The organism is Mycolicibacterium sp. P4_G11 (genome assembly GCF_056555145.1).
The window spans coordinates 228,884-252,010 of record NZ_JBFUJW010000003.1 but is presented as its reverse complement, the minus strand read 5'-3'; the positions used below and the strand labels follow the sequence as shown (position 1 = coordinate 252,010).

21 protein-coding genes and 1 pseudogene are annotated in these 23,127 nt (G+C 68.1%); 16 read left to right on the top strand and 6 right to left on the bottom strand.

Annotated elements, in window-relative coordinates; genetic code table 11:
• Positions 1 to 69 precede the first annotated feature (69 nt).
• The 3 genes from AC1U2B_RS07160 to AC1U2B_RS07150 all read left to right on the top strand — a co-directional run bounded on the left by AC1U2B_RS07160 (position 70) and on the right by AC1U2B_RS07150 (position 3,131).
• Positions 70 to 1,095 carry a class I SAM-dependent methyltransferase gene (locus tag AC1U2B_RS07160; RefSeq protein ID WP_043987816.1) on the top strand — a complete coding sequence of 342 codons (1,026 nt, stop codon included), beginning with the start codon at positions 70 to 72 and terminating at the stop codon, positions 1,093 to 1,095.
• Positions 1,096 to 1,126: 31 nt separating this feature from the next.
• Entirely contained in the window at positions 1,127 to 2,332 is a 1,206-nt protein-coding gene (locus AC1U2B_RS07155) for a THUMP-like domain-containing protein (protein ID WP_480216242.1), read from the top strand.
• A 103-nt stretch (positions 2,333 to 2,435) separates the two neighbouring features.
• A complete protein-coding gene (locus AC1U2B_RS07150) occupies positions 2,436 to 3,131 on the top strand; it encodes an esterase (RefSeq protein WP_043395207.1) in 696 nt (231 codons plus the stop codon).
• 55 nt (positions 3,132 to 3,186) lie between these two features.
• Here the strand turns inward: AC1U2B_RS07150 and AC1U2B_RS07145 are convergent, their stop codons facing one another.
• Positions 3,187 to 4,506 (bottom strand): BamB-related PQQ repeat family beta-propellar protein, encoded by a 1,320-nt coding sequence (locus AC1U2B_RS07145; protein WP_480216241.1) that lies wholly within the window; start codon positions 4,504 to 4,506, stop codon positions 3,187 to 3,189.
• 64 nt (positions 4,507 to 4,570) lie between these two features.
• Here AC1U2B_RS07145 and AC1U2B_RS07140 point away from each other — a divergent pair, with 64 nt between their 5' ends.
• Positions 4,571 to 5,308 carry an acyltransferase gene (locus tag AC1U2B_RS07140; RefSeq protein ID WP_043395209.1) on the top strand — a complete coding sequence of 246 codons (738 nt, stop codon included), beginning with the start codon at positions 4,571 to 4,573 and terminating at the stop codon, positions 5,306 to 5,308.
• On the opposite strand, the gene AC1U2B_RS07135 is transcribed toward AC1U2B_RS07140, so the two are convergent.
• The 4 genes from AC1U2B_RS07135 to AC1U2B_RS07120 are packed head-to-tail and all read right to left on the bottom strand — an operon-like array spanning position 5,309 to position 10,486.
• Positions 5,309 to 6,805 carry a multicopper oxidase family protein gene (locus AC1U2B_RS07135; protein ID WP_480216240.1) on the bottom strand — a complete coding sequence of 499 codons (1,497 nt, stop codon included), beginning with the start codon at positions 6,803 to 6,805 and terminating at the stop codon, positions 5,309 to 5,311.
• 57 nt (positions 6,806 to 6,862) lie between these two features.
• On the bottom strand, positions 6,863 to 8,092 hold the full coding sequence (locus tag AC1U2B_RS07130) for a glycosyltransferase family 4 protein (protein ID WP_043987813.1): 1,230 nt from the start codon (positions 8,090 to 8,092) through the stop codon (positions 6,863 to 6,865).
• A gap of 28 nt (positions 8,093 to 8,120) precedes the next feature.
• Positions 8,121 to 9,653 (bottom strand): 1,4-alpha-glucan branching protein domain-containing protein, encoded by a 1,533-nt coding sequence (locus AC1U2B_RS07125; RefSeq protein ID WP_480216591.1) that lies wholly within the window; start codon positions 9,651 to 9,653, stop codon positions 8,121 to 8,123.
• 29 nt (positions 9,654 to 9,682) lie between these two features.
• Positions 9,683 to 10,486, bottom strand: coding sequence for a class I SAM-dependent methyltransferase (locus AC1U2B_RS07120; protein ID WP_480216239.1), 804 nt, complete (start codon positions 10,484 to 10,486; stop codon positions 9,683 to 9,685).
• A 263-nt stretch (positions 10,487 to 10,749) separates the two neighbouring features.
• On the opposite strand from AC1U2B_RS07120, the gene AC1U2B_RS07115 reads away from it, so the two are divergent.
• From AC1U2B_RS07115 to AC1U2B_RS07080, 8 genes and pseudogenes are all read left to right on the top strand, one after another.
• Complete coding sequence (locus AC1U2B_RS07115) at positions 10,750 to 11,550, top strand: electron transfer flavoprotein subunit beta/FixA family protein (protein ID WP_418005684.1); 801 nt, start codon at positions 10,750 to 10,752, stop codon at positions 11,548 to 11,550.
• Positions 11,551 to 11,597: 47 nt separating this feature from the next.
• The gene (locus AC1U2B_RS07110; RefSeq protein ID WP_418005685.1) at positions 11,598 to 12,554 is read left to right on the top strand and encodes an electron transfer flavoprotein subunit alpha/FixB family protein; all 957 of its coding nucleotides are present in this window, start codon (positions 11,598 to 11,600) and stop codon (positions 12,552 to 12,554) included.
• A gap of 103 nt (positions 12,555 to 12,657) precedes the next feature.
• Positions 12,658 to 15,447 (top strand): helix-turn-helix transcriptional regulator, encoded by a 2,790-nt coding sequence (locus AC1U2B_RS07105; RefSeq protein WP_480216238.1) that lies wholly within the window; start codon positions 12,658 to 12,660, stop codon positions 15,445 to 15,447.
• 98 nt (positions 15,448 to 15,545) lie between these two features.
• Positions 15,546 to 16,436, top strand: a complete 891-nt coding sequence (locus tag AC1U2B_RS07100; protein ID WP_480216237.1) for a hypothetical protein — start codon at positions 15,546 to 15,548, stop codon at positions 16,434 to 16,436.
• 54 nt (positions 16,437 to 16,490) lie between these two features.
• Positions 16,491 to 17,417: an MBL fold metallo-hydrolase gene (locus AC1U2B_RS07095; protein WP_480216236.1), complete on the top strand. Its 927-nt coding sequence runs from the start codon at positions 16,491 to 16,493 to the stop codon at positions 17,415 to 17,417.
• Positions 17,418 to 17,559: 142 nt separating this feature from the next.
• Positions 17,560 to 18,219: a nitroreductase gene (locus AC1U2B_RS07090; RefSeq protein WP_480216235.1), complete on the top strand. Its 660-nt coding sequence runs from the start codon at positions 17,560 to 17,562 to the stop codon at positions 18,217 to 18,219.
• 96 nt (positions 18,220 to 18,315) lie between these two features.
• Complete coding sequence (locus tag AC1U2B_RS07085; protein ID WP_480216234.1) at positions 18,316 to 19,059, top strand: SDR family oxidoreductase; 744 nt, start codon at positions 18,316 to 18,318, stop codon at positions 19,057 to 19,059.
• Positions 19,056 to 19,775: pseudogene (locus AC1U2B_RS07080) on the top strand (SDR family NAD(P)-dependent oxidoreductase). The gene AC1U2B_RS07085 and the pseudogene AC1U2B_RS07080 overlap by 4 nt, the downstream one beginning before the upstream one ends.
• Before the next feature lie 56 nt (positions 19,776 to 19,831).
• Here the strand turns inward: AC1U2B_RS07080 and AC1U2B_RS07075 are convergent.
• A complete protein-coding gene (locus tag AC1U2B_RS07075) occupies positions 19,832 to 20,746 on the bottom strand; it encodes an MBL fold metallo-hydrolase (protein ID WP_480216233.1) in 915 nt (304 codons plus the stop codon).
• Positions 20,747 to 20,953: 207 nt separating this feature from the next.
• On the opposite strand from AC1U2B_RS07075, the gene AC1U2B_RS07070 reads away from it, so the two are divergent.
• From AC1U2B_RS07070 to AC1U2B_RS07055, 4 genes are all read left to right on the top strand, one after another.
• A complete protein-coding gene (locus AC1U2B_RS07070; protein ID WP_480216232.1) occupies positions 20,954 to 21,571 on the top strand; it encodes a sigma-70 family RNA polymerase sigma factor in 618 nt (205 codons plus the stop codon).
• Positions 21,572 to 21,608: 37 nt separating this feature from the next.
• Entirely contained in the window at positions 21,609 to 21,770 is a 162-nt protein-coding gene (locus tag AC1U2B_RS07065) for a hypothetical protein (RefSeq protein WP_480216231.1), read from the top strand.
• Positions 21,771 to 21,880: 110 nt separating this feature from the next.
• Positions 21,881 to 22,282 (top strand): cupin domain-containing protein, encoded by a 402-nt coding sequence (locus AC1U2B_RS07060; protein ID WP_480216230.1) that lies wholly within the window; start codon positions 21,881 to 21,883, stop codon positions 22,280 to 22,282.
• Positions 22,283 to 22,355: 73 nt separating this feature from the next.
• Positions 22,356 to 23,099 (top strand): SDR family oxidoreductase, encoded by a 744-nt coding sequence (locus AC1U2B_RS07055; protein ID WP_480216229.1) that lies wholly within the window; start codon positions 22,356 to 22,358, stop codon positions 23,097 to 23,099.
• The last annotated feature ends 28 nt before the right edge of the window (positions 23,100 to 23,127 follow it).

Genomic DNA, 23,127 nt, shown 5'->3' with positions numbered 1-23,127 from the left:
CCGCTGCTCGATCCATGTACAGAACCGTGGATGTGAACTCACGGTGACCGGGCAGTTAGGCTGACCTGCATGACGAGTACCGACCAGACGTCTGAGGTCGCGGCAGCCGAGGCAGCCACCCAGGTGTCCGACGTAGTTGACCAGGCACCCAACCCGCACGCGACTGCCGAGCAGGTCGAGGCGGCACGCCACGACACCAAGCTGGCGCAGGTCCTGTACCACGACTGGGAAGCCGAGAGCTACGACGACAAGTGGTCGATCTCGTACGACCAGCGGTGCATCGACTACGCCCGCGGGCGCTTCGACGCCATCGTCCCCGACGAGGTCCAGCGTGAGCTGCCCTACGACCGCGCCCTCGAGCTCGGCTGTGGCACCGGCTTCTTCCTGCTGAACCTGATCCAGGCCGGCGTCGCCCGCCGTGGCTCGGTCACCGACCTGTCCCCGGGCATGGTCAAGGTCGCCACCCGCAACGGCCAGGCACTCGGCCTGGACATCGACGGCCGCGTCGCCGACGCCGAGGGAATCCCCTACGAGGACAACACCTTCGACCTGGTCGTCGGACACGCGGTGCTGCACCACATCCCCGATGTCGAGCTGTCGCTGCGCGAGGTGGTCCGGGTGCTCAAGCCGGGCGGCCGGTTCATCTTCGCCGGCGAGCCCACCACGGTCGGTAACTTCTACGCCCGTCGCCTGGCCGACCTGACCTGGAAGACCACCGTCGCGGCCATGAAGCTGCCCGGGCTGGAGTCCTGGCGCCGTCCGCAGGAAGAGCTCGACGAGAACTCGCGCGCCGCGGCGCTGGAGTGGATCGTCGACCTGCACACCTTCGATCCCGCCGACCTGGAGCGCATGGCGACCAACGCCGGTGCGGTCGAAGTCGCCACCGCCAGTGAGGAATTCACCGCCGCCATGTTGGGCTGGCCGGTGCGGACCTTCGAGTCGACCGTGCCCCAGGGCAAGCTCGGCTTCAAGTGGGCCAAGTTCGCTTTCGGCGGCTGGACCACGCTGAGCTGGTTCGACGCCAACGTGTGGCGCCGCGTGGTGCCGAAGGGCTGGTTCTACAACGTGATGATCACCGGGGTCAAGCCGTCCTGACGGCGTCCCTGACGCATCTGACGCTCCCGACGTGAGCGGTTACGCCTTCACGCTCGACGATGTCGCCTACCTGACCGGAGCCGGTCAGGAGGCGCTCGTCGAGGTGGCCGCCCGGCCGCTGACCGACGCCCATCGGGTATCCGACATCGCCTGGGCGCGTTCGCGTTTCGGCGACCGCGCGGCGGTGCTGGTCGAGACGGTGCTGCTGCGCCGGCGCGCTGCCGCCAAACTGGCCGACCTCGGCGACGTCGGCGGCTGGCTGTTCACCGACGAGGCGCTACAGCAGGCCACCGCCGGGGCCGTCGCGGTGCATCGCGCACGCCGGCTGGCCGGCCGCGTCGTGCACGACGCGACGTGTTCGGTCGGGACAGAGCTTGCCGCCCTGAGCGATTCGGGTGATTCGGCGTCTCTTCTCATCGGCAGCGACCTCGATGCGGTCCGTCTGGCCATGGCGCAGCACAACGTGGGCGACCATGCGCTGCTGTGCCGCGCCGACGCGCTGCGCCCGGTGACCCGGGACGCGGTGGTGGTCGTCGACCCGGCGCGGCGCAGCTCCGGGCGCCGCAAGTTCGACCCCCGTGACTATGCGCCGCCGTTGGACGAGCTGCTCGAGGTGTACCAGGGCCGCGACCTGGTGGTGAAGTGCGCTCCCGGCGTCGATTTCGGTCAGCTGGCCGAGCTGGGATTCCGCGGCGAGGTGCAGATCACGTCACTGGCCGGCAGCGTCCGGGAGGCCTGCCTGTGGTCGCCGGGGCTGACCGCATCCGGGGTCACCCGCCGGGCCACCGTGCTGGACAAAACAGGCCGGGTAGCCGAGGAATTCACCGATACAGACCCCGATGACTGCCCTTGCGCACCCGTGGGGCGGTGGATCGTCGACCCCGATGGCGCGGTGGTGCGAGCCGGTCTGGTCCGCCATTACGCGGCGCGGCATGGCCTGTGGCAGCTGGATCCGGCGATCGCCTACCTGTCTGGCGACGAGTTGCCGAGCGGTACAAGAGGATTCGAGGTCATCGAGCAGATCGCCTACAACGAGAAGCGGCTGCGCCAGGCGCTCTCCGCGCATGGGGCGTCGGCCGTCGAGATCCTGATTCGCGGCGTCGACGTCGACCCGGATGCGTTGCGGTCCAAGCTGAAGCTCCAGCGTTCGGGTGTGCAGCTGTCGGTGGTGATCACCCGTATCGGGACCGGTGCCGCGGCCCGGCCGACGGCCTTCATTTGCCGCCCATCGCGCTGAACCACCTGGTCGCAGATCATGCCCGGTCCGGGTGGGGCTGACAGGTACGCTGGAACCGGCGGCGATGTGCCGCCATTCATTCATCCCCCGGAGGATTCACCAGATGCGCCTTCCCGTACTCGCCGCAGTGATCGCTGCTTCAGGCGCTGTCGGTTGGCTCGGCGTGCCTCTGGCAGCCGCGAACCCGCCGAAATGCGCGGAGCTGGCCGGTGTCGTCGACGGCTCGCGGATGTGCCAGATTCGCGACACCTCACGCGGCTACGCGCTCAACATCAGCTACCCGATCGACTACCCGGATCAGCAGGCCGTGGTCGACTACATCACGCAGACGCGTGACGGGTACGTCAACGTCGCCAAGATGCCCGGGCCGCACGAGACCTCATACGAGTTGGACACCACGGCGACCCTGCACAGCTCCACGACGCCGAACCGCAGCACCCAGTCGGTGGTGTTCAAGACGTTCCAGGACGTCGGTGGTGCGCACCCGCAGACGTTCTACAAGTCATTCAACTGGGACCAGAACCAGCGCAAGCCGATCACCATCGACACCCTGTTCGCCCCTGGCGCACAACCGTTTCCGGTGATCCTGCCGATGGTCCAAGGAGAACTGGTCAGACAGTCCGCACAGCCGGTGCTGCTGCCACCGTCGGCCGGCCTGGACCCCGACACCTACCAGAACTTCGCGCTCACCAACGACTCGCTGATCTTCTTCTTCAGCCAGGGCCAGGTGCTGCCGGAATCCGCCGGTGCGGTGCAGGTGACGGTGCCCCGGGCCCCGGTCGACGCGATGCTGGCCTAGCGATTTGTGCACGATTTTCCGCGCAGGCCGCGGATTTTCGTGCACAAATCCCTGATCAGGCAGGCGTGAAAGCGTAGACCTGACCGTCGCTGGTCGCTGTGACGACGCGCTTGTCGTGACCGACGGACACCCCGACCGGCCAGCCGGTGGCACCCGGCAGGGGGTAGCTGTTCACGGTGTGGCCGTCGGCGGGGGAGAAGACCAGCAATGCCTGGCCGTGATCACCGTCGCGGACCACGACGTACCCGACGTCGCTACCGGCGCGCGTGGACGTCGTCAGCGGCTCGACGTCGTTGCGGGACCACGCCACATCGCCCTTGTCGCCCTTGTCCTTGACCGCGGTGAGCTTGCTCTGCGGCCCGCCTCCGGCGACCACCAGACCGTCCGGCGTCACCGACGGCGGCGTCTGCGGTTGGAAGCCGAGGTTGACGGACCACTTGGCCTTGCCGTCGGCGGAGTTCAGCGCCCAGAGGTGCTGGTCGCGGCCGTTGACGTAGACGGTCTTGCCGTCGGCCGACAGCACCGGGCTGGCGATCGGGCCGCCGCCGACCGCGGTGCTGGTCCATTCGCGGCTGAGCAGCGGCGTCTGGCCCTCGTGGTAGCGCAGCCCGACGAGGGCGGGGGCGTCAGCGCCCGGCTGCCACAGACCCAGCACCACCATGTCGGTGTCGGGGGAGTACGCGGGCGCCGCCGAGATGGGGCAGGCCGCTTTGGCGGGCTGGCAATCGGCGAGGCCGCGCGCCGAGTCGGCGGGATCGACGCCACTGACCAGATCCAGCGGGGCGCCGATGGTCTGGCCGCGGTGCGCGTCGAACACCAGCACCTGGCCCAGATGCGTCACCACCAGGAGCTGGCCGGGCGACAGGATGCGCGGCGTCGTCGGCATCCCGATCACCGGCTGGCGCCACCGGATCCACTGGGTCGGCGGGAACGACATGATCGCGCCCGGTTGCCCGACGTACATGTTGTCGAAGCCATCAAAGAGTGGGCTGGACATTCCGCCGCCCTGCCACAGGCGCGTGCACCAGCGCTGGCGGCCGTGCTCGTCGCTTTCCCAGACCATCAGTGAGCAACCGTTGGCCGATTGCGCATTGATCGCCAGATAGTTGCCGGAGCCGAGGATCACCTGGGCGCCGAGGTTGCCTTTGGCCGACCGGGCCCAGTCCTGCTTCAAGCTGCTTGCCCCGGCCAGCGTGGTCGAGCTGCTGTTGGCGGCGTCGCCGTACTGTGCCGGCCAGCCGTCCGAAGGATGGGCCTTGACCCAGGAGTCGGTGTTGCCACACCCGGCAATGGTCAGGGCGGCCGCCGAGGTCAGCAGGGTGGTGGCGACAGTGGCCGTGCTGGCGGCAAGACGGCGCATTCGGTGTGCAGGCATCGAGTCCCGAGACTAGCCCGAGACCGGCGAATGTCCGATTTCGCCTCGCGTAGGCTTTCCGGCCATGACGACGATGTGGGGCGCACCGATTCACAAACGATGGCGGGGTTCGCGGTTGCGCGATCCGCGACAGGCGCGCTTCCTCACCCGCGAGTCGCTGAAATGGGTGCTCGACAACAAGGCCTACACCCCGTGGTACCTCGTGCGGTACTGGCGTCTGCTCAAGTTCAAGCTGGCCAACCCGCACATCATCACGCGCGGCATGGTGTTCCTCGGCAAAGGCGTGGAGATTCAGTGCACGCCCGAGCTGGCGCAGATGGAGATCGGCCGCTGGGTCCACATCGGTGACAAGAACACCATTCGCTGTCACGAGGGGTCGCTGCGATTCGGCGACAAGGTGGTGCTGGGCCGCGACAACGTCATCAACACCTACCTGGACATCGAGCTCGGTGATTCGGCGCTGATGGCCGACTGGTGCTACGTCTGCGACTTCGACCACAAGATGGACAGCATGGAGCTGCCGATCAAGGACCAGGGCATCGTCAAAGGCCCGGTGCGGATCGGTCCGGACACCTGGGTTGCCGCCAAGGTGACGATCCTGCGCAACACCAGCATCGGCCGCGGCTGCGTGCTGGGTGCCCACGCGGTGGTCAAGGGCGAGATTCCGGACTTCTCCATTGCCGTCGGTGCACCGGCCAAGGTGGTCAGGAACCGCAAGCTGGACTGGGAGACCTCGGCCGCCGAGCGCGAGGAACTCGCCCGGGCATTGGCCGACATCGAACGCAAGAAGAGCTCTCGGTAGTCAGCTCGTGTAGTTGAGCGTCGTCATCATGCCTGCCTCCTGGTGATAGGCGTTGTGGCAGTGCAGCATCCATTCGCCGGGGTTGTCCGCGATGAGTGCGACGGTCACCTTCTGCTTGGGTAGCACGATCAGCGTGTCCTTGCGTGGGCCGCGCCGGACCGCACCTTCATTGGCCTGCAGCACCTGGAAGGTGTGCCCGTGCAGGTGCATGGGATGCCACATGGTCGTCGAGTTGGTGAAGGTCATGGTGGCGCGCCGGCCCTGACGGACGGTCAGTGCCTGCCGGTTGTCGAACGACCGCCCGTTGATACCCCAGTCGTACTTCATCATCGAGCCGGTGAGTTCCGCGGTCAGCGCGACGTCCGGCGTGAGCGGTCCAAGGTCGACGGCTGAGGTGGCGGTGAAATCGGCGACGGTGCCGACCTTTTGGGTCAGCTCCTTGGGCCGGAATGCTGGCTCCGGCGCGGTGCCCGCGCCGGTCGACAGGATGGCGCGGGCGGCGCTGTCCTTGCCCTCGGCGGCTGCCACCAACGGGAAGACCCCGTCGCCCGCGGTGACGATGACGTCGTAGCGCTCGCCCATGCCCAGCAGCAGTGCGTCCACGTCCACCGGGTCGACCGGGAATCCGTCGGTGTGCGTGACGGTCATGCGGTGCCCGGCCAGGGCTACCCGGAACGCGGTGTCGGCGCCGGCGTTGATGATGCGCAGCCGGATTCGTTGTCCCGGCTTGGCATTGAAAACTGTTGGTGCGGTGGGAATGCGGCCGTTGGCGAGGAAGTAGGGGTACTTGACGTCACCGGCGTCGCCGCCGAGCAGCGCGCTCGTCGCCATGGGCATGTCGCCCATGCTGCTCATGTCGTGCCCGCCCATGTTGCCCATGGCGCGCAGGCCGTCGTAGATCTGCTGCGGTGACTTGCCGGCGCCTGAGGTCCAGTCATCAAGGACCACAATCCATTCCGCGTCGTACCGGCCGTGGTCGGCTGGGTCGTCGACGATCACCGGTAGGTACAGCCCGTAGTCCGCGTCGAGCCCGGTGTGCGGATGCGCCCAGTAGGTGCCGGCGTGCGGGACGGAGAAGTTGTAGGTGAAGTCGTTGCCCGGCTTGATGTTCGGTGTCGCGGGCGACGCGCCGTCCATGTCGTTGCGCAGCGCGATGCCGTGCCAGTGCAACGACGTGTCATGGTCGAGGCCGTTGGACACGCGGACTGCCAACTCGTCGCCCACCGACGCGCGGATCAGCGGGCCGGGCACCTGGTCGCCGTACGCGAGGGTCTGCACGGTGACGCCGCCGAGGTCGACGGTGGCCGGCTGCGGGCGCAGTGCCACGGAGACGGTGCGGCCGGTGTGCGGGCGGGCCGCCKCGGCGGCGGCGACGGCCTTCTGGTCGATGCCACTTGCCGCGGCGGGGGACGGCGTCTTGCCGCACGCGGCGACCCCGGCGAGGGTGGACGCGCCCGTGACGGCAGACGCGATCAGGAAACTACGGCGAGTGAACACACTGCCGTTTGTACCCCCGGGGGGTATATCCGTCAAGCGAAGCTCGCGGAGAAACCCTCAGCCGCGGTCGGGTAGCGGGCGCTCCACGATGGGACGACGGGCGTGTGGCAGGCGTTCGCCGCGCTTGGCGGCCAGGTACACGTCCGACGTCTCGGCGGCGACGTGCTGCCACGAGAAGTCGTGGTTCAACCGGTCCCGGGCGGCCAGGGCGCGCTGCTGCGCGGCCGGCGGATCGTCGAGCACCTTGCGGACCGCGGCCGCCAGTGCGCCGACGTTCCGCGGCGGGCAGGAGACGCCGGTCTTGCCGTTGATCACGGCCTCGCCGAGCCCGCCGACGTTGGAGGTCACCAGCGGCGTGCCGGCTGCGGCGGCCTCCAGTGCCACGATGCCGAACGGCTCGTAGTGGCTCGGCAGGACCGCGGCGTCGGCCCGGTGCAGCAGCTCCAGCAGGCCTGAATGATCCACGCGGCCAACGAAATTGACGGCCTTGGTGACCTTGGCTTTGCGGGCTTCCTCGACCAGCCAGTCGTACTGCGTGCCGTCGCCGGCGATGGTCAGCGTGGTGCCGGGATGGGTCCGCCGGATGCGGGGCAGCGCGGCGATGACGTCGTGCACGCCCTTCTCGTACTCGAGCCGGCCGACGAACAGGAGCTCGGCCGGGCCGTCGTGCTTGCGCCGCATCGCGAACGGCCAGCCGGCCGTGTCGATGCCATTGCAGATGACGCTCACGTCGGGCAGCTCGGGCCCGAACAGCTCGGTGATCTCCTCGCCCATGGACACCGAGCAGGTGATCAGCGAGTCCGACTCGTGCACCAGCCAGGACTCCAGCGAGTGCACCTGCCGGCTCACCGGTCCGGAGAGCCAGCCGGAATGCCGGCCGGCCTCGGTGGCGTGGATGGTGGAGACCAATGGCACGTCGAAGAACTCGGCCAGGGTGACGGCGGGGTGCGCGACCAGCCAGTCGTGGGCATGCACCACATCGGGCGTCCAGTCGCGCAGGCTCAGGCCGGCACGAACCATGGCGTGCCCCATGGCCAGCGTCCAGGCCATCATGTCGGTGCCGAAGGTGAACTCGTTCGGATCGAGCGCCGCGGAGATCACCCACACACCCTCGTGCACCTCGTTGGTGGTGGGGTGCGTGCTGGGGTCGGTACCGGCGGGCCGGCGACACAGCACCACGACCTCGTGGCCGCGGGCGGCCAGTTCGACGGCCAGATGGTGGACGTGGCGTCCGAGACCACCGATCACCACGGGTGGGTACTCCCACGAGACCATGAGGATTTTCATCGGTGCCCTCTGCTCTTCGCGCAAGCGCTCATCGCGGCAACCTCCGCGCGTCCAGGGCGCCGAACAGTCCGTCGGCGCGGTTCCAACCCTCCGCGAGCGTCTGGGCCTGATCGCGCCGTCCAGACGCGAGGGCACCGGCGATCTCCCGGGTGGCGTGTGCGTGCAGATGCGCGCGATAGCGAGCATATTCCGCCGCGGTGTCTTTGCTGACCATGAAGGGCCAGTCGCTCGAGACAGTCAGCAGCGCCTCGCGCAGGATCTGGTCGGCCACGCGGTCCCGTGCCGGGTAGGCCGAATCCTGGGCCAGGGCCTTGTCCACTGTGGTCAGCGCGGTATCCACGACCTCGGCGTTGAGCGTGACGAAGTCGGCGACCTGCTCACCCGACCAGACCTGCCAGTCCTTGCCCGAACCCCAGGAGCTCGGCGGCAGCTCGACCGGGGAGCCGACGAAGCCGTTGTTGATCGCGTCCGAGAGGGTGCCGACCTGGACCCCGGCCTCGGGCAGCGCGCGCAATACCCGCGCCAGCCATTCCGGTCCCTCGTGCCACCAGTGCCCGAACAGCTCGGTGTCGAACGCGGCGACCACGTGGGCCGGGCGTCCGATGCGCTCGGACTCCGAGATCAGCCGGCGCCGAACGGTGTTCACGAAATCCGCGACGTGCGCGTCGATGGCCGCGACGGCCCGTTCCGGCTCGTAGGGCGCCTTCGACTCCGACGCGACGGTGCGGCCGGTGACCCTGGCGGGTTTGAGCCCGGTGAGATGGTCGTAGGTGTGGAAATCCCGGTAGGCCGGGTGCCCCGGGTAGCCGGACTTGGGGGACCACACGCGGTAACTGACCTGCAGGTCGCGCCCGAAGGCGACGACGTCCGACTCACCGACAGGGCGGCCGAGCGCCGTATCGCCGTGCAGCGACGGGCCGTCGACCATGAAGTGGGTGACGCCGGCGGCCGCATAGCCGGTCTCCATGCCAGGGGCGTACGCACATTCGGGCGCCCAGATGCCGCCGGGGGTGTGCGCGAACCGGGCGCCGGCGTCGGCCAGGCCCTCGCGCAGCGCGAACTCCCGCAGCCGGGGGTTGAGCAGCGGCTGGAACGGATGCGACAGCGGGCCGCCGAGCAATTCGATGGTGCCCGCGCCGATGAGCTGCCGCAGCACCGGGCTACCGCCGTGCTGCCAGAGGTCGGCGAACTCGGCGAGTGCCGCACCGGCCTGCTGGTGCTCGTGAATACCGAAGGCGCGCAACGCTTCCGGTGAGTTGAAGGTCTCAGGGGCGCCGCCGCCGTCACGAACGGTGGTCGCCTCCAGCGCCCGCAGCTGCCAGTTGGACAGCCACTGCTGCATGCCGGCCAGACAGTACGGGTCATCGAGTTGAGCGGTGACGACGGGCGTCATGCCCAGGGTCAGGAGGTGGCCGCGACCTTCCTCCGCCAGCTCGCGGAGCACGCGGGTCAGGGGCAGGTACGCCGTCGCCCACGACTGGTACAGCCACTCCTCGCCGACCGGCCAGCGGCCATGGTGCGCCAGCCACGGCAGGTGCGTGTGCAGCACCAGGGTGAACATCCCCGGTACGGGCGCGCTGGACGAATCACTCACGGCCGCACCGCGATTGCCACCAGGTCGAGGCTGTCGTCGATATCGAGGTCGGCGGCAGCGGCATCCAGCAGATCGAAGTCGTCGATCGTCACCGCGGCCACGTCGGCCAGCAGGTCCGCCGGCCACGGTGCGTCGGCGACGGCGCGGTCGATCTGCGCCTGGATGATGGAGCCGCCGTACCGGGCGTCGAGCGCACGCAGCCCGGCGCCGTGATAGACGCCCAGCATGGCTTCCATGACGAAGCCCTGTTCGGTCAGCAGCTCGGTCATCTCGGCGGCGTTGAGTTCGCGGGTGTGGAACGGGTTCAGCGGGACGTCGCTGCCGGGCGTGAAGGTGATGCGGTTCGGCGTCGACATCAGCAGGACGCCACCCGGACGCAGCACCCGCAGGCACTCGGCGACGAATTGGCCCTGGTCCCACAGGTGTTCGATGACCTGGAAGTTGACCACCACGTCGACGGAGGCGTCGGGCAGGGGCAGCGCGGCGAGGTTGCCGTGCAGCATCTCGACCCGCGGGTAGCGGGCGCGGATGTGCGCCACCGAGGACTCGTCGTAATCCAGTCCGATCACGCGGCGCGCGACGTCGGCGATGAGATCTGCGCCATAGCCCTCGCCGGCGCCGGCTTCCAGGACGTCGCGGTCGCGGCAGCGGTCGACCAGTCGCCGGTAGACCACCTCATGGCGGCGGAACCAGTAGTTCTCCTCGGCCAGATCCGGAACGGTGCGCTCACCGGTCAGTGGCATGACTGGCACTGACGGTGCCGCGTGGCTGTCCGGCTGGGTTTCGGGAAAAGTGCTCATTAGATAGGCAGGCTAGTGCAGAGTGGTCGCTGAACTACCAGGCCCAATTGGTTGGGCCGTCCCACCTGCTGGTTCTGCCATGTTGCCGAACCGGTTCAAGTGTGGTCAAGAAAACAAAAGGCGGCATCCTCGGGCGGCGCTCGACCAGCTATGGTGTTCCTGCGCCATGCCACATAAGTTACCGAGTAGTAACATGTTGGTCGTTGCGTGAATCGTGAATGCCAGGCCGACGCCGGCCTCATCGAGGAGGACGAACCACACCCATGACGAACATCGTGGTCCTGATCAAACAGGTCCCTGACTATGAGTCGGAGCGCAAGCTCAACGACGGCGACTTCACCCTCGACCGCGAGTCCGCGGACGCGGTGCTCGACGAGATCAACGAGCGCGCCGTCGAGGCAGCGCTGCAGATCAAGGAGAAGGAAGAGGCCGCCGGCGGCGCCGGCACCGTCACCGTGCTGACGGTCGGACCGGAGCGGGCCACCGAGGCCATCCGCAAGGCTCTGTCCATGGGCGCCGACAACGCGGTGCACGTGAAGGACGACCAGCTCAAGGGCTCGGACATCGTGCAGACCGGTTGGACCCTGGCCCGCGCCCTGGGCACCATCGAGGGCGCCGAGCTGGTCATCGGTGGCAACGAGTCCACCGATGGTGTCGGTGGCGCGGTTCCCGCGGTCATCGCCGAGCTGCTGGGCCTGCCGCAGCTGACCTCCCTGCGCAGCATCTCCGTCGAGGGCGGCAAGGTCACCGGCGAGCGCGAGACCGACGAGGGCGTCTTCGGCCTGGAGGCCGCACTGCCCGCCGTCGTCAGTGTCAACGAGCGCATCGGCGAAGCCCGCTTCCCGTCGTTCAAGGGCATCATGGCTGCCAAGAAGAAGCCGGTCACCGTGCTGACCCTGGCTGAGATCGGTGTCGAGGCCGACGAGGTCGGTGTCGCCAACGCCAGCAGCAAGGTGCTGTCGTCGACGCCGAAGCCGGCCAAGGCCGCGGGCGAGAAGATCGCTGACGAGGGCGAGGGCGGCAACAAGATCGCCGAGTACCTCGTTGCTCAGAAGCTGATCTAGCCCCCACCCCACCGAAACTTCCACGAAAGACACAGAGGCAAATACGCATGGCTGAAGTACTTGTGCTCGTCGAGCACGCCGATGGTGCCCTCAAGAAGGTGAGCACCGAACTGATCACCGCCGCTCGCGTGCTCGGTGAGCCGGCTGCCGTGGTGGTGGGTGCCCCGGGCACCGCCGCCCCGCTGACCGACGCCCTCAAGGCCGCCGGCGCGGCCAAGATCTACGTCGCCGAGTCGGCTGACGCGGCCAGCTTCCTGGTCACCCCCACCGTCGATGTGCTGGAGGCGCTCGTCGAGTCCGCCGGCCCGGCAGCGGTCCTGACCGTCGCCAGCACCGAGGGCAAAGAGGTCGCCGGTCGTCTGGCCGCTCGCCTGGGTGCCGGCCTGCTGGTCGACGTCATCGACGTCAAGGCCGGTGGCGTTGGCGTGCACAGCATCTTCGGTGGCGCTTACACCGTCGAGGCACAGGCCAACGACGTGCTCCCGGTCATCGCAGTCCGTCCGGGTGCCATCGAGGCCGCCCCGGCAGCTGGCGCCGGCGAGGTCGTCAACGTCGAGGTTCCGGCCCAGGCCGAGAACGCCACCAAGATCACCTCGCGCGAGCCGGCTGTCGCCGGTGACCGTCCGGAGCTCACCGAGGCCAGCGTCGTGGTCGCCGGTGGCCGTGGTGTCGGCAGCGCCGACAACTTCGCGGTCGTCGAGGCCCTGGCCGACTCGCTCGGCGGTGCCGTCGGTGCCTCGCGTGCCGCGGTCGACTCGGGCTACTACGGCGGTCAGTTCCAGGTCGGCCAGACCGGTAAGACCGTTGCCCCGCAGCTGTACATCGCCCTGGGTATCTCGGGCGCCATCCAGCACCGCGCCGGTATGCAGACGTCCAAGACCATCATCGCGGTCAACAAGGACGAAGAGGCCCCGATCTTCGAGATCGCGGACCTCGGCATCGTGGGCGACCTGTTCAACGTCAGCCCGCAGCTGACCGACGCCATCAAGGCTCGCAAGGGCTAGTTCTTCTCTGCACCAGCAGACGCGAAAGTGCCCCAGAACTCCGGTTTTGGGGCACTTTTGTGTCTGGTAAGACTGCTGACAGCAACTAGATACGGTGATGCCAATGTTGAGCCAGGGTCGCGGGCCGGCCTTGCGCGGCCGCGATAGAGAGATCGCGACGCTGCGCGGTCTGTTGTCGACCGCGCAGGCCGGTGGCAGCCAGGTGCTGGTGCTGCGCGGCGAGGCTGGGGTCGGAAAGACCGCGCTGCTGCGGCATGCGGCGGAGACGGCCGACGGATTTCGCCGCATCCAGGTGACGGGCGTCGAGTCCGATATGGAGCTGGCCTACGCGGGCCTGCATCAGCTGTGTGCACCGCTGCTGCATCACCTCGACGAGCTGCCGACGCCGCAGCGCGAAGCATTGGATGTGGCCTTCGGTCGGGGCGTGGGGGCGGCGCCCGATCGGTTTCTGGTGGGGCTCGCGGTGCTCAGCCTGCTGGCCGCGGCGACTGCCGACCAGCCCCTGCTGTGCCTCGTCGATGACGCGCAGTGGCTCGACCAGGTGTCGGTGCAGACTCTCGCCTTCGTTGCGCGGCGCTTGCTCGCTGAGCCCGTTGCGCTGCTGTTCGCGGCCCGTGATGCCGGAGCGGAGGCGCTGGGGACGCTGCCGGAGCTGGCGGTGACGGGGCTGTCGGATGCCGACGCTCGCGACCTGCTCGACTCGGTGCTGTTGGGGAGGGTCGACGAACGGGTGCGCGACCGCGTCGTCGCTGAGACACGAGGGATCCCGCTGGCGCTCCTCGAGGTTCCCCGCAGTGTCTCTGCCGCCGAGCTCGCCGGTGGCTTCTGGAACATGGGCACCGGGCGCAGCGTGACGAGGCAGGTCGAGGACGGCTACCGGCGTCGCGTCGAGGCGCTGCCACCGGCTGCCCAGCAACTGTTGTTCCTCGCCGCCGCCGACTCGGTTGGGGACGCGGCGCTGTTCCAGAGGGCCGCAACGACTTTGGGACTGTCCGTCGGTGCGCTGGCGCCGGCCGAGGCGGCCGGACTCATCGAGTTCGGCGCGCGCGTGCGGTTCCGCCATCCGTTGATGCGTTCGGCTGTCTATCGTGCGGCCGACGTGAACGCGCGCCGGTCGGTACATCGGGCTCTGGCCGAGGCCACAGATCCCCGGCAGGATCCCGACCGTCGCGCCTGGCATTTCGCCCACGCGGCGGCGGGGCCCGACGACGCGGTGGCCGCGGATCTGGAGCGATCCGCCGGCCGGGCCAAGAGTAAAGGCGGCGTCGCCGCGGCGGCGGCCTTCCTGGAACGTGCGACGGTGCTCACCGCGGACCCGGTCCTGCGCGCGGCACGGGCGCTCGCGGCGGCGCAGGCCAAGCGTGACGCGGCGGCACCGGCTGCGGCGTATGAACTCCTGGCGATCGCCGAACTCGGGCCACTGACGAATCTGCAACGGGCGCAAGTGGATCGGTTGCGGGCCGAGATGCAGTTCGCCCGCAGCCGCGGCGGCGGGCCCGGCGTGCCGCCGCTGAGCGACTCCGTGCAGAAGTTGCTTGCCGCGGCAAGAGATCTCGAGACGCTCGATGCTGACCTTGCCCACGAGACATATCTCGAGGCGCTCGCCGCGGCGATGTATGCGGGCCGGCTCGGTGGGCCGGGCATGCTGGTACAGGTGGCCGAGGCCGCGGGCGCTGCACTCGGCGGTGCGGCCGAGCTGCATCGGCCGGTGGACTTGCTGCTGAGCGGGGTGGCGAGCCGCATCGTCACCGGCGGTGGTACCGAACAGATGCGCGCCGCGCTGGACCTCATGTGCCGGCACGCGCAGGATGCCGACGGTCAGCTCCTGCGGTGGATGCCGTTGGGACTGGCCATTGTTCAGGAATCGGCCGTCGGCGAGATCTGGGATGACGGCATCCACCGGCTGCTGGCCACCGCCGTGATTCGTCAGGCGCGTGACGCCGGCGCCCTGGCCGCGCTTCCGCCCGCACTCGCCTTCGGGGCCGGTGTGCATCTGCTGGCAGGCGAATTCGATACGGCGGCAGCACTTATCGCTGAGGCCGCCGTCATCTCGGCGGCGACCGACTATGCACCGCTGCGGTACCACTCGCTGTCGTTGGCGGCGTTTCGTGGGGTCGCGGGTGACGCAGTCGGCCTCATCGAGTCCGCGGCGGCCGATGCGGCTGCCCGCGGCGAAGGACGGGTACTCGGGGTCACGGGGTTTCTTTCGGCTGTCGTTTACAACGGACTCGGGCGCTATGCCGAAGCGTTCGCGGCGGCCAGGAACTGTTGCGACTACGACGATCTGGGCTTCTACTGCTGGGGCCTGATCGAGCTCGTCGAGGCGGCAACGCGCATCGGCGACAAGGACACCGCGGAGTGGGCAGTGCAGCGGCTGGCTGCGCGTGCGGGTGCCAGCGGCACCGACTGGGGACTGGGGGCGCTCGCCCACGCGCGCGCCCTGGTGGCCGACGACGAAGACGCCGACGCCCTGTACACCGAGGCCATCGAACGGCTCGGGCGCACCGGCGTTGTCTTTCTGCAGGCGCGGGCCCAGCTGTGTTACGGGGAATGGCTGCGCCGCATGAACCGTCGCGTGGCAGCGCGGGAGCATCTCGCGGCGGCGTTCGAGATGCTCAACCGGATGGGGGCCGAGGCGTTCGCGGAGCGCACGCGCCGCGAGCTGATCGCCGCCGGAAAGAAGGTCCGCAAGGAGCCGGTCAGTTCCGGTGACGAGCTGACGACGCAGGAGGCCCAGATCGCCGAACTGGCCGCCGGCGGTCTGACCAACCAGGAGATCGGTGCCCAGCTGTTCATCAGCACCCACACCGTCGAATGGCATCTACGAAAAGTCTTCGTCAAGCTCGGGATCACCTCGCGGCGGCAGCTGCGCACGCTGTTCCCCGCGCGCTGAACTGGGCCACCGAACCACGTACTTCCAAGGGTCCGCCGCGGTCCGGGAGCGGCCATGCTGATCACATTCCGCGTAAATCCTTGAAGTGAAAGAGTTCCGTGTCCCGCATCCTGTTACAGACGACGATCACCGAATGCGCCGACGATTGGGACGTCAGCCGGTTTTCGATGGTGGCAGACGAGTTGAGGGCGTGCGGTCACCAGGTGACCGCACGCAATCGGGCATGCCTTACCGACGACCCGGTGCTCAGCCGTCTGGACGAGTTCGATTTCGACCAGTTGTGGCTGCTCGCGGTCGACGTCGGCGACGGTCTGACGGCGGCCGACGCCGACGGTATCGGGCGGTTCCGCGAGCGCGGCGGCGGTGTGCTCACCGCGCGCGATCACCAAGACCTGGGCTGCTGCCTGAACCGTCTCGGAATTCTCGGCGTGGTCAACGAATTCCACGACGACACCCGCGATGCCCCCGATCTGTGTGACGACCAGGACAACCCGAACATCTCGTGGCCCAATTACCACTCGGGCGCCAATGGCGACTACCAGCCGGTTTCGGTCGACGCCGAGCCACACGAGCTGCTGCGCACGGACCGCACTGTCAGTGGGCGCATCGAATGGTTCCCCGCGCATCCGCATGAGGGCATGGTGACCGAGAAACCTCCGCTCGCCCGCGCCATCGCGACGGGCCGCAGTACCGCGACCGGCCGGCACTTCAATCTCGCTGTCGTGGTCGACGGTGAGCGATGTCCCGACGGCCGGCCGATGGGCCGCGTGGTCGCCGAGTCCACGTTCCACCATTTTGCCGACTACAACTGGGATCTCGGCGCCGGAGCACCGTCGTTCGTGTCCGATGTTCCAGGCACACAGATCAAGAACGACCCCGCGCGGCTGGCGGTCTTCAAGGACTACGTCGCCAATATCGCCGGGTGGCTCCACCCGGTCTCGACTACGGGGTTCCAAGGGTCCGATCAGGCTGCATCGCGACGACGCTGAATACCGCAGCTGGGGGCATCCGCCCCAGTGCTGGACCGCCGATAGGGATACGAAATGACGCTTGAGACAGTGGAATCCACCGCACCAGCCGATGGCCGGGGACCCGACCAACCGGTGCCGTCGTACTACGCGCTTCCGGTCGGGGACATCGACGTCGTGGTGATCAGCGACGGCGTACTGCCGATGTCGGCTCCGAGCTTGGCAACCAACGCCGACCCTGAAATCCGGGCGGCCTGGCTGGACGACATGTTCCTGCCATCCGACAGTCTCGCGTTGCCGCTGAATCAGGTTGTCGTCCGTCGCGGAGAACAGACCATCCTCATCGACGCCGGAGTCGGCGTCGACTACCAGGACTTCACGCCACGGGCCGGACATTGGGGCGAACGCCTCGAGGCCGCCGGCATCGATCTCGCTGCCGTGACCGACGTGGTCCTCACGCATATGCACTTCGATCACGTCGGCGGCCTCCTGGTCGAAGGGGTGAAAGACCGGCTGCGCCCGGACGTGCGAATCCACGCCGCTGCCGCCGAGGCAGAGTTCTGGGAGTCACCGGACTTTTCCCGCACCACGGTGAACGACGCCATGCAGGATGCGATGCGGTCTTCCGCCACAAGGTTTCTGACCGAGTACCGCAATGTGTTGCGGCCATTCGAGAACGAGTACGAGGTCGCGCCGGGGGTGCTGGTCCGTCGCACCGGCGGACACACCCCGGGGCACAGTGTGGTCCGGCTGGCATCCGGCGGCGACCGCCTGACGTTCGCCGGTGACGCCGTGCTGCAGGCGGGATTCGACCACCCGGACTGGTTCAACGGTTTCGAACACGACCCCGAGGAAGCGGCGCGCGTGCGTGTCGGGCTGCTGCAGGAGCTGTCGTCGACCCGCGAGGCGCTGGTTGCGACGCACCTGCCGTTCCCGTCGGTCTGCCATGTCGCAACCGCGGGCAACGCCTACCGGTGCGTGCCGGCCGTGTGGGAATCCTGAATCCGTGAGCATTCCAGATCACTGGGTTCCGCTGAGGAGCAACAATGTTCGATAGCGCCGAACTGATCTGTACGCCCGGCGTGCCGATGCTCGTGGTCATCGACTACGACCGACTCGAGGCCCGCAAGGACCGGCGAGTCCGATGACGACCGGGTTCGGCGATATCGTCCGGTCGCGCCGTTCATCACGGATGTTCTTGCCGGACAAGCCGGTTCCGCGGAAGCTGCTCGACGAGGCGCTGGAGCTGGCGATCCGGGCGCCGTCGAACTCCAATACCCAGCCGTGGCACGTCTACTTCGTCACCGGGGAGCGGCGCGCACGGTTGGTCGACGCGCTGCTGGCGGCCGTCGATACGACCCCGCCCGAGGTGGGCTCGGCGGGTCTGCCGCCCCGGTTCGCGCATCTGCGCCGCGAGAGCGGTGCCCTGGTGTACGGAGCGATGGGCATCGACCGAGGCGATGCAGCAGGCCGTTGGGCGGCCCAGCGGCGCAACTGGGAGTTCTTTCGTGCCCCCGTCGCCGGGGTGGTGTGCATGCACCGCGATTTCGGCGCAGTCGACGCGATGGGCGTCGGAATGTTCCTGCAGACGCTGATGCTGGCATTGACCGAGCGGGAGCTCGGGAGTTGTGCACAAGTGTCGATCAGTTTCTACCCCGAGGTGTTACGTGCGCAGCTCGACATTCCCGAGGAGCTCACGATCCTGTGCGGGATCGCGATCGGCTACCCCGACCCGGCTTTTCCGGCGAACCACCTTGATACGCCGCGCAATCCGATCAGCGACAACGTGGTGTTCCTCGACTGACGGCCGGCGGACTACGGACTTTCCGGGGTTCACCCGCGTTCGTCGACGACCACTGTTGAAGCCGCACAACCGAAACAATTCGAAAGGGTGTGTCTGATGAAGATCACTGTGATGGGCGCCAGCGGCCAGATCGGTTCGAAGGTCGTCGCGCTGCTGAACGAAGCCGGTCACCAGACCGTGGCGGCGTCGCGGGACACGGGCGCCGATGTCCTCACCGGCGAGGGCCTCACCGAGGCCCTCGCGGGCTCCGACGTGTTGGTTGACGTCGTCAACTCGCCGGACTTCGCCGACGGGCCGGTACTGGACTTCTTCACCCGGTCGGCGACCAACCTGGTGGCCGCGGCGAAGGAGACCGGCGTCGGCCACTACGTGGCACTGTCGATCGTGGGCTGCGACGGTCTGCCCGACAGCGGCTACATGCGCGCCAAGGTCGCTCAGGAGCGCATCATCACCGAGTCGGGGCTGCCCTACACCATCGTGCGGGCCACCCAGTTCCATGAGTTCGCCGACGCGATCACCGCATCGTTGACCGTCGACGGCGAAGTACGGGTGCCCGAGGGCCTCATTCAGCCGATCGCCGGCGCCGATGTCGCTGCCGAAGTGGCTCGCGTCGCCCAAGCCGCGCCGGTCGACGGCATCGTGAACATCGGGGGCCCGGACAAACTGACCTTCGCGGGCCTGGCCAAACTGGCGCTGGCCCACCGCGGTGAAAGCCTGCCGATCGTGGTCGACCCGGCCGCCGTGTACTTCGGCACCAAGGTCGGTGACACCGGCTTGGTCACCAGCGGCGACGCGATCATCTCGGACCTGCACCTGGCCGACTGGCTGGCCACCCAGTGACGGAGCTGACCGGGCTGACCGCGCTGGTGACAGGCGGGACCGCCGGCATCGGATACGAGACCGCGCGGCTGCTGGCTGCCGAAGGCGCCGCGGTGATCATCACCGGACGTTCGGCTGACAGCGGCGCCGCGGCGGCCGCCTAACTCGGGGTACGGTTCATCGCTGCCGACCTGGCCGACCTCGAATCGGTGAAAAGCCTTGCCCGCCAATGCGGTGATGTCGACGTCGTGGTCAACAACGCCGCCAGCTTCCCGGGCGCGCTCACCGTGGAGCAGGACGTGGCGACATTCGAGTCCACCTTCGACACCAACGTGCGCGGCGCCTACTTCCTGGTGGCAGCACTGGTACCGGGCATGCTCCGCCGCGGACGCGGGAGCATCGTCAACGTCACATCGATGGTCGCGTTCAAAGGCGTACCCGGGGCGTCCAGCTACAGTGCCTCCAAGGCGGCATTGGAATCGTTGACCCGCACGTGGGCAACGGAATTCGGGCCGCAAGGAGTGCGCGTCAACAGCGTCGCGCCGGGGCCGACGGCGACGCCGGGCGTGGTTGCCGAGTGGGGTGACACCAACGACGAGCTGGGTCGCGCACTGCCGCTGGGCCGGACGGCGCAGCCGGCCGAGATCGCGCAGGCGGTGCTGTTCCTCGCATCGCCACGTTCGAGTTTCATCACCGGCTCGACGCTGCACGCCGACGGCGGTGGCGCGGCCGCCTGAGCGCGCCGAAAACGGCCCCCGGACAACATGTCCGGGGGCCGTTTCGTGGTCAGCGGTCAGTAATCCCAGGTCGCAGGAACGCACCGGAAGGTGTCGCCGGCGGCCGCCACGTGGCACACCGAGGGGAACGGCAGGTGCGTTGCCACCAGAGCCGATCCGGTCGCCGCGACCTCCCGCAGCAGGCCGACGCGGACGCGGGCGGCCTCCACGGGATCGTGCTCGAAGCCGTTCTGCCACTCGGGGTTGTCGAATCCGGGAGCGAACACGGCATCGCCGGCGAACATCAGCTTCTCGCCGCGGGACTCCAGCCGGACCACGCTGTGGCCGGGAGTGTGCCCGCCGGTGCGGGAGATGAGCACGCCCGGCGCGACCTCGTAGTCCGTCTCGAATGTCCGCAATTGGCCGCGGTATTCGTTCAGGAACTGGGTGGCGACCCGCTTCAGCACGTCGGGAATGGGCTGCGGCATGACCGTGCGGGAGAAGTCGGGCGCCTCCCAGAACTCGGCCTCGGCGGTCGACGCGTGGACGCGCAGATCGGGACGCAGCCGGTCCTTGAGTCCTTCGGTGATCAGCCCGCCGACGTGGTCCATGTGCATGTGGGTGAGCACGACGTCGGTCACGGAATCGAGATCGACGCCCGCGGCCTCCAGGCGCTGGATCGTCTGGCCGGCGCGCGGGAAGTCCGGGAATTCGAGGCCCAGGCCGGCGTCGACCAGGATGGTCCGATCCTCACTGCGGACGACGACCACGTTGAGCGGCCAGTCGACGATCTCCGGCGGCAGGAAGTTGTCGTTCAGCCACTCCGTCAGGTCGGCCGGCGGGGTGGTGGTGGCCAATGTCGATGCGGTGATCGGCAGTACGCCGTCGCTGATGACCAGTACTTCGATATCGCCCACCTGCACCGCGTAGCGCGACGGAACCAACTCGTCGAGCCCCGTCTGCCCGAGGTGGGAAATGTTGTCCAAGCTCACGTTGTCTCCTTTGGCTGCATCGTTCGGCAGGGAATTCACCCTGCGCGGGGTTGAACGCGAGCCACCCCGCGAAGTCATCCGTGCCGCCCCGCACCACGGATTCGGTCGAGGGACTACGCACTTTCAAAGGTTCGCCGCGGCCGCCGCTCGACGAGTCTGAGTTCGGCGGATTCCACCGTCACTGGTTGAAACAGGGAGGCCTCGAACGTGACGGCAGCGCCGGCGCCGGATTCCGAACTCGCCGCCCGGTTCGTGATCGAGGCCGTTCCGTTGTTCGATGCGCTCGGACGCGGTGCCCGACGGCTGACGGACTCCGAAGCCGATGCCGAAGATCTCTTGCAGGACACGCTGTTACACGCCTTCGAGGGCTTCGGGTCGTTTCGGCCGGGCACGAACCTCAACGCGTGGCTCTTCCGGATTCTGCACAACCGCTGGGTCAGCAGACACCGGTACCGGCAGTGCCGTCCCGCCGAGGTGGCACTCGAGATGTTCACCGTGAGTGGTCATGAGCGGTCGGCTGTCCATCGTTCGGCCGAGGTCGAGGTGCTGGACGTGATGACCGACGACGACATCGTGGCCGCGCTGTCGGAGCTGCCCGATGGCGCCCGTACTGCGGTCTTCTACGTCGGGATTCAGGGCTATACCTACGCCGAGACGGCCGCGCTCATGGGTGTCCCGATGGGAACGGTGATGTCGCGGGTTTCGAGGGGGCGGCGGCAACTGCGTACCGCGTTGTCGCACCTGGACCGTCAACAGGATTCGGCGTGCCGGCCGGTGACCACGAATTTCCAAGGGTCCGCCGATGGACCACAGCCTGCAGGCTGAAGTGGACAGTTGAAGCGGGCCGGAAAGCAGGTTCACCGTGGACGTCTACGAGGCAGTAACCACCAGGCGCTCGGTGCGCGGCTTCATCGACAAAGAAGTACCCAGAGACATGTCGATCGGCTACGAGGACGCCGCCGTCGAATACGTCCGGACCGGCCGGGCACCGCTCGGCGAAACCATCACATTCGTCGGGGACTAGGGCGCCCGGCCTTCTGACCCACCGACTACGGGCTTCCAAGGGTCCCATGGCCCTGTGCAGTTGAGAGTCTGAATCCACCGAACCCCGCCGAATTCAGTTGAGGAGCAAACATGTTCGCCACATCGGACGACATAGCCAACGCCATCACGACCATCCAGACCGTCACGCCGCCGTTCATTCCGGCTGATGCGCACGTGATGACGGTGATCATCGAGTGGCCGCCCGGAGGGGCCGGAGCCCCACCGCACCGTCACCCCGGCGGACCGGCGTTCGGCTATGTGCTCGAGGGGGAGATGCTCTTCGAGCTCGAAGGCGAGGCCCCTCGTGTGGTCAAGGCAGGGGAGGCGTTCTGGGAGCCCGGGGGCGACGTCATCCACTATTCCGACGGCAACAACCGCTCGGACATCCCGGTGCGATACCTCGTCACGATGGTCTGCAACCCGGACATGCCGATGCTCGTGGTCGTCGACGACGACGAACTCGAAGCCCGCAAGGATCGCCGGGTCCGCTGACGGCCGATGGACCGCTGCATAGCTGCCAGAGCTGCTGTAGCACAACAGAAATCAACGATGAAAGGCATGACTCATGAAGATCACTGTGATAGGGGCCAGCGGCCAGATCGGTTCGAAGGTCGTCGCGCTGCTGGGCGCCGCGGGCCACGACACCGTGGCCGCCTCCCGTGAGTCCGGTGCTGACGTGCTCACCGGCGCGGGCCTTGCCGGCGCCCTGGCCGGCGCCGACGTGCTCGTCGACGTCGTCAACTCGCCCGACTTCTCCGACGGTCCGGTGCTCGACTTCTTCACCAAGTCCGCGACGAACCTGACGACCGCGGCCAAGGAAGCGGGCGTCGGCCACTACGTCGCGTTGTCCATCGTGGGATGTGACAGCCTGCCGGACAGCGGCTACATGCGGGCCAAGGTCGCCCAGGAACGCATCATCACCGGATCGGGGTTGCACTACACCATCGTGCGTGCCACGCAGTTCCACGAATTCGCCGAGGCGATCACGGCCTCACTGACCGTTGACGGCGTCGTGTGTGCGCCGGAAGGTCTCATCCAGCCGATGGCCGGCAAGGATGTCGCAGCCGAAGTCGCGCGCGCTGCGCAGGCCGCACCGATCGACGGGATCACCAACATCGGCGGGCCCGAGAAGATGACCTTCGCGCGGCTGGCCGAGCTGGCCCAGGCCCACAGCGGCGGCACGCTGCCGATCGTGACCGACCCGGCGGCCGTCTACTTCGGCACGAAGGTCGGCGACACGGGTCTGGTCACCGGCGCCGACGCCACCATCGCCACCACCCGTCTGCAGGACTGGCTGGCCGAGCACTGACCGCAGGCCGCTGTCGCAGCGCGAAAGG

Coding starts and splice junctions, on each gene's coding strand:
- AC1U2B_RS07160 (WP_043987816.1), top strand. CDS start 70: ATGACGAGTACCGACCAGACGTCTGAGGTCGCGGCAGCCGAGGCAGCC.
- AC1U2B_RS07140 (WP_043395209.1), top strand. CDS start 4,571: ATGACGACGATGTGGGGCGCACCGATTCACAAACGATGGCGGGGTTCG.
- AC1U2B_RS07130 (WP_043987813.1), bottom strand. CDS start 8,092: ATGAAAATCCTCATGGTCTCGTGGGAGTACCCACCCGTGGTGATCGGT.
- AC1U2B_RS07145 (WP_480216241.1), bottom strand. CDS start 4,506: ATGCCTGCACACCGAATGCGCCGTCTTGCCGCCAGCACGGCCACTGTC.
- AC1U2B_RS07105 (WP_480216238.1), top strand. CDS start 12,658: ATGTTGAGCCAGGGTCGCGGGCCGGCCTTGCGCGGCCGCGATAGAGAG.
- AC1U2B_RS07115 (WP_418005684.1), top strand. CDS start 10,750: ATGACGAACATCGTGGTCCTGATCAAACAGGTCCCTGACTATGAGTCG.
- AC1U2B_RS07090 (WP_480216235.1), top strand. CDS start 17,560: ATGACGACCGGGTTCGGCGATATCGTCCGGTCGCGCCGTTCATCACGG.
- AC1U2B_RS07095 (WP_480216236.1), top strand. CDS start 16,491: ATGACGCTTGAGACAGTGGAATCCACCGCACCAGCCGATGGCCGGGGA.
- AC1U2B_RS07150 (WP_043395207.1), top strand. CDS start 2,436: ATGCGCCTTCCCGTACTCGCCGCAGTGATCGCTGCTTCAGGCGCTGTC.
- AC1U2B_RS07120 (WP_480216239.1), bottom strand. CDS start 10,486: ATGAGCACTTTTCCCGAAACCCAGCCGGACAGCCACGCGGCACCGTCA.
- AC1U2B_RS07055 (WP_480216229.1), top strand. CDS start 22,356: ATGAAGATCACTGTGATAGGGGCCAGCGGCCAGATCGGTTCGAAGGTC.
- AC1U2B_RS07110 (WP_418005685.1), top strand. CDS start 11,598: ATGGCTGAAGTACTTGTGCTCGTCGAGCACGCCGATGGTGCCCTCAAG.
- AC1U2B_RS07085 (WP_480216234.1), top strand. CDS start 18,316: ATGAAGATCACTGTGATGGGCGCCAGCGGCCAGATCGGTTCGAAGGTC.
- AC1U2B_RS07125 (WP_480216591.1), bottom strand. CDS start 9,653: ATGTTCACCCTGGTGCTGCACACGCACCTGCCGTGGCTGGCGCACCAT.
- AC1U2B_RS07060 (WP_480216230.1), top strand. CDS start 21,881: ATGTTCGCCACATCGGACGACATAGCCAACGCCATCACGACCATCCAG.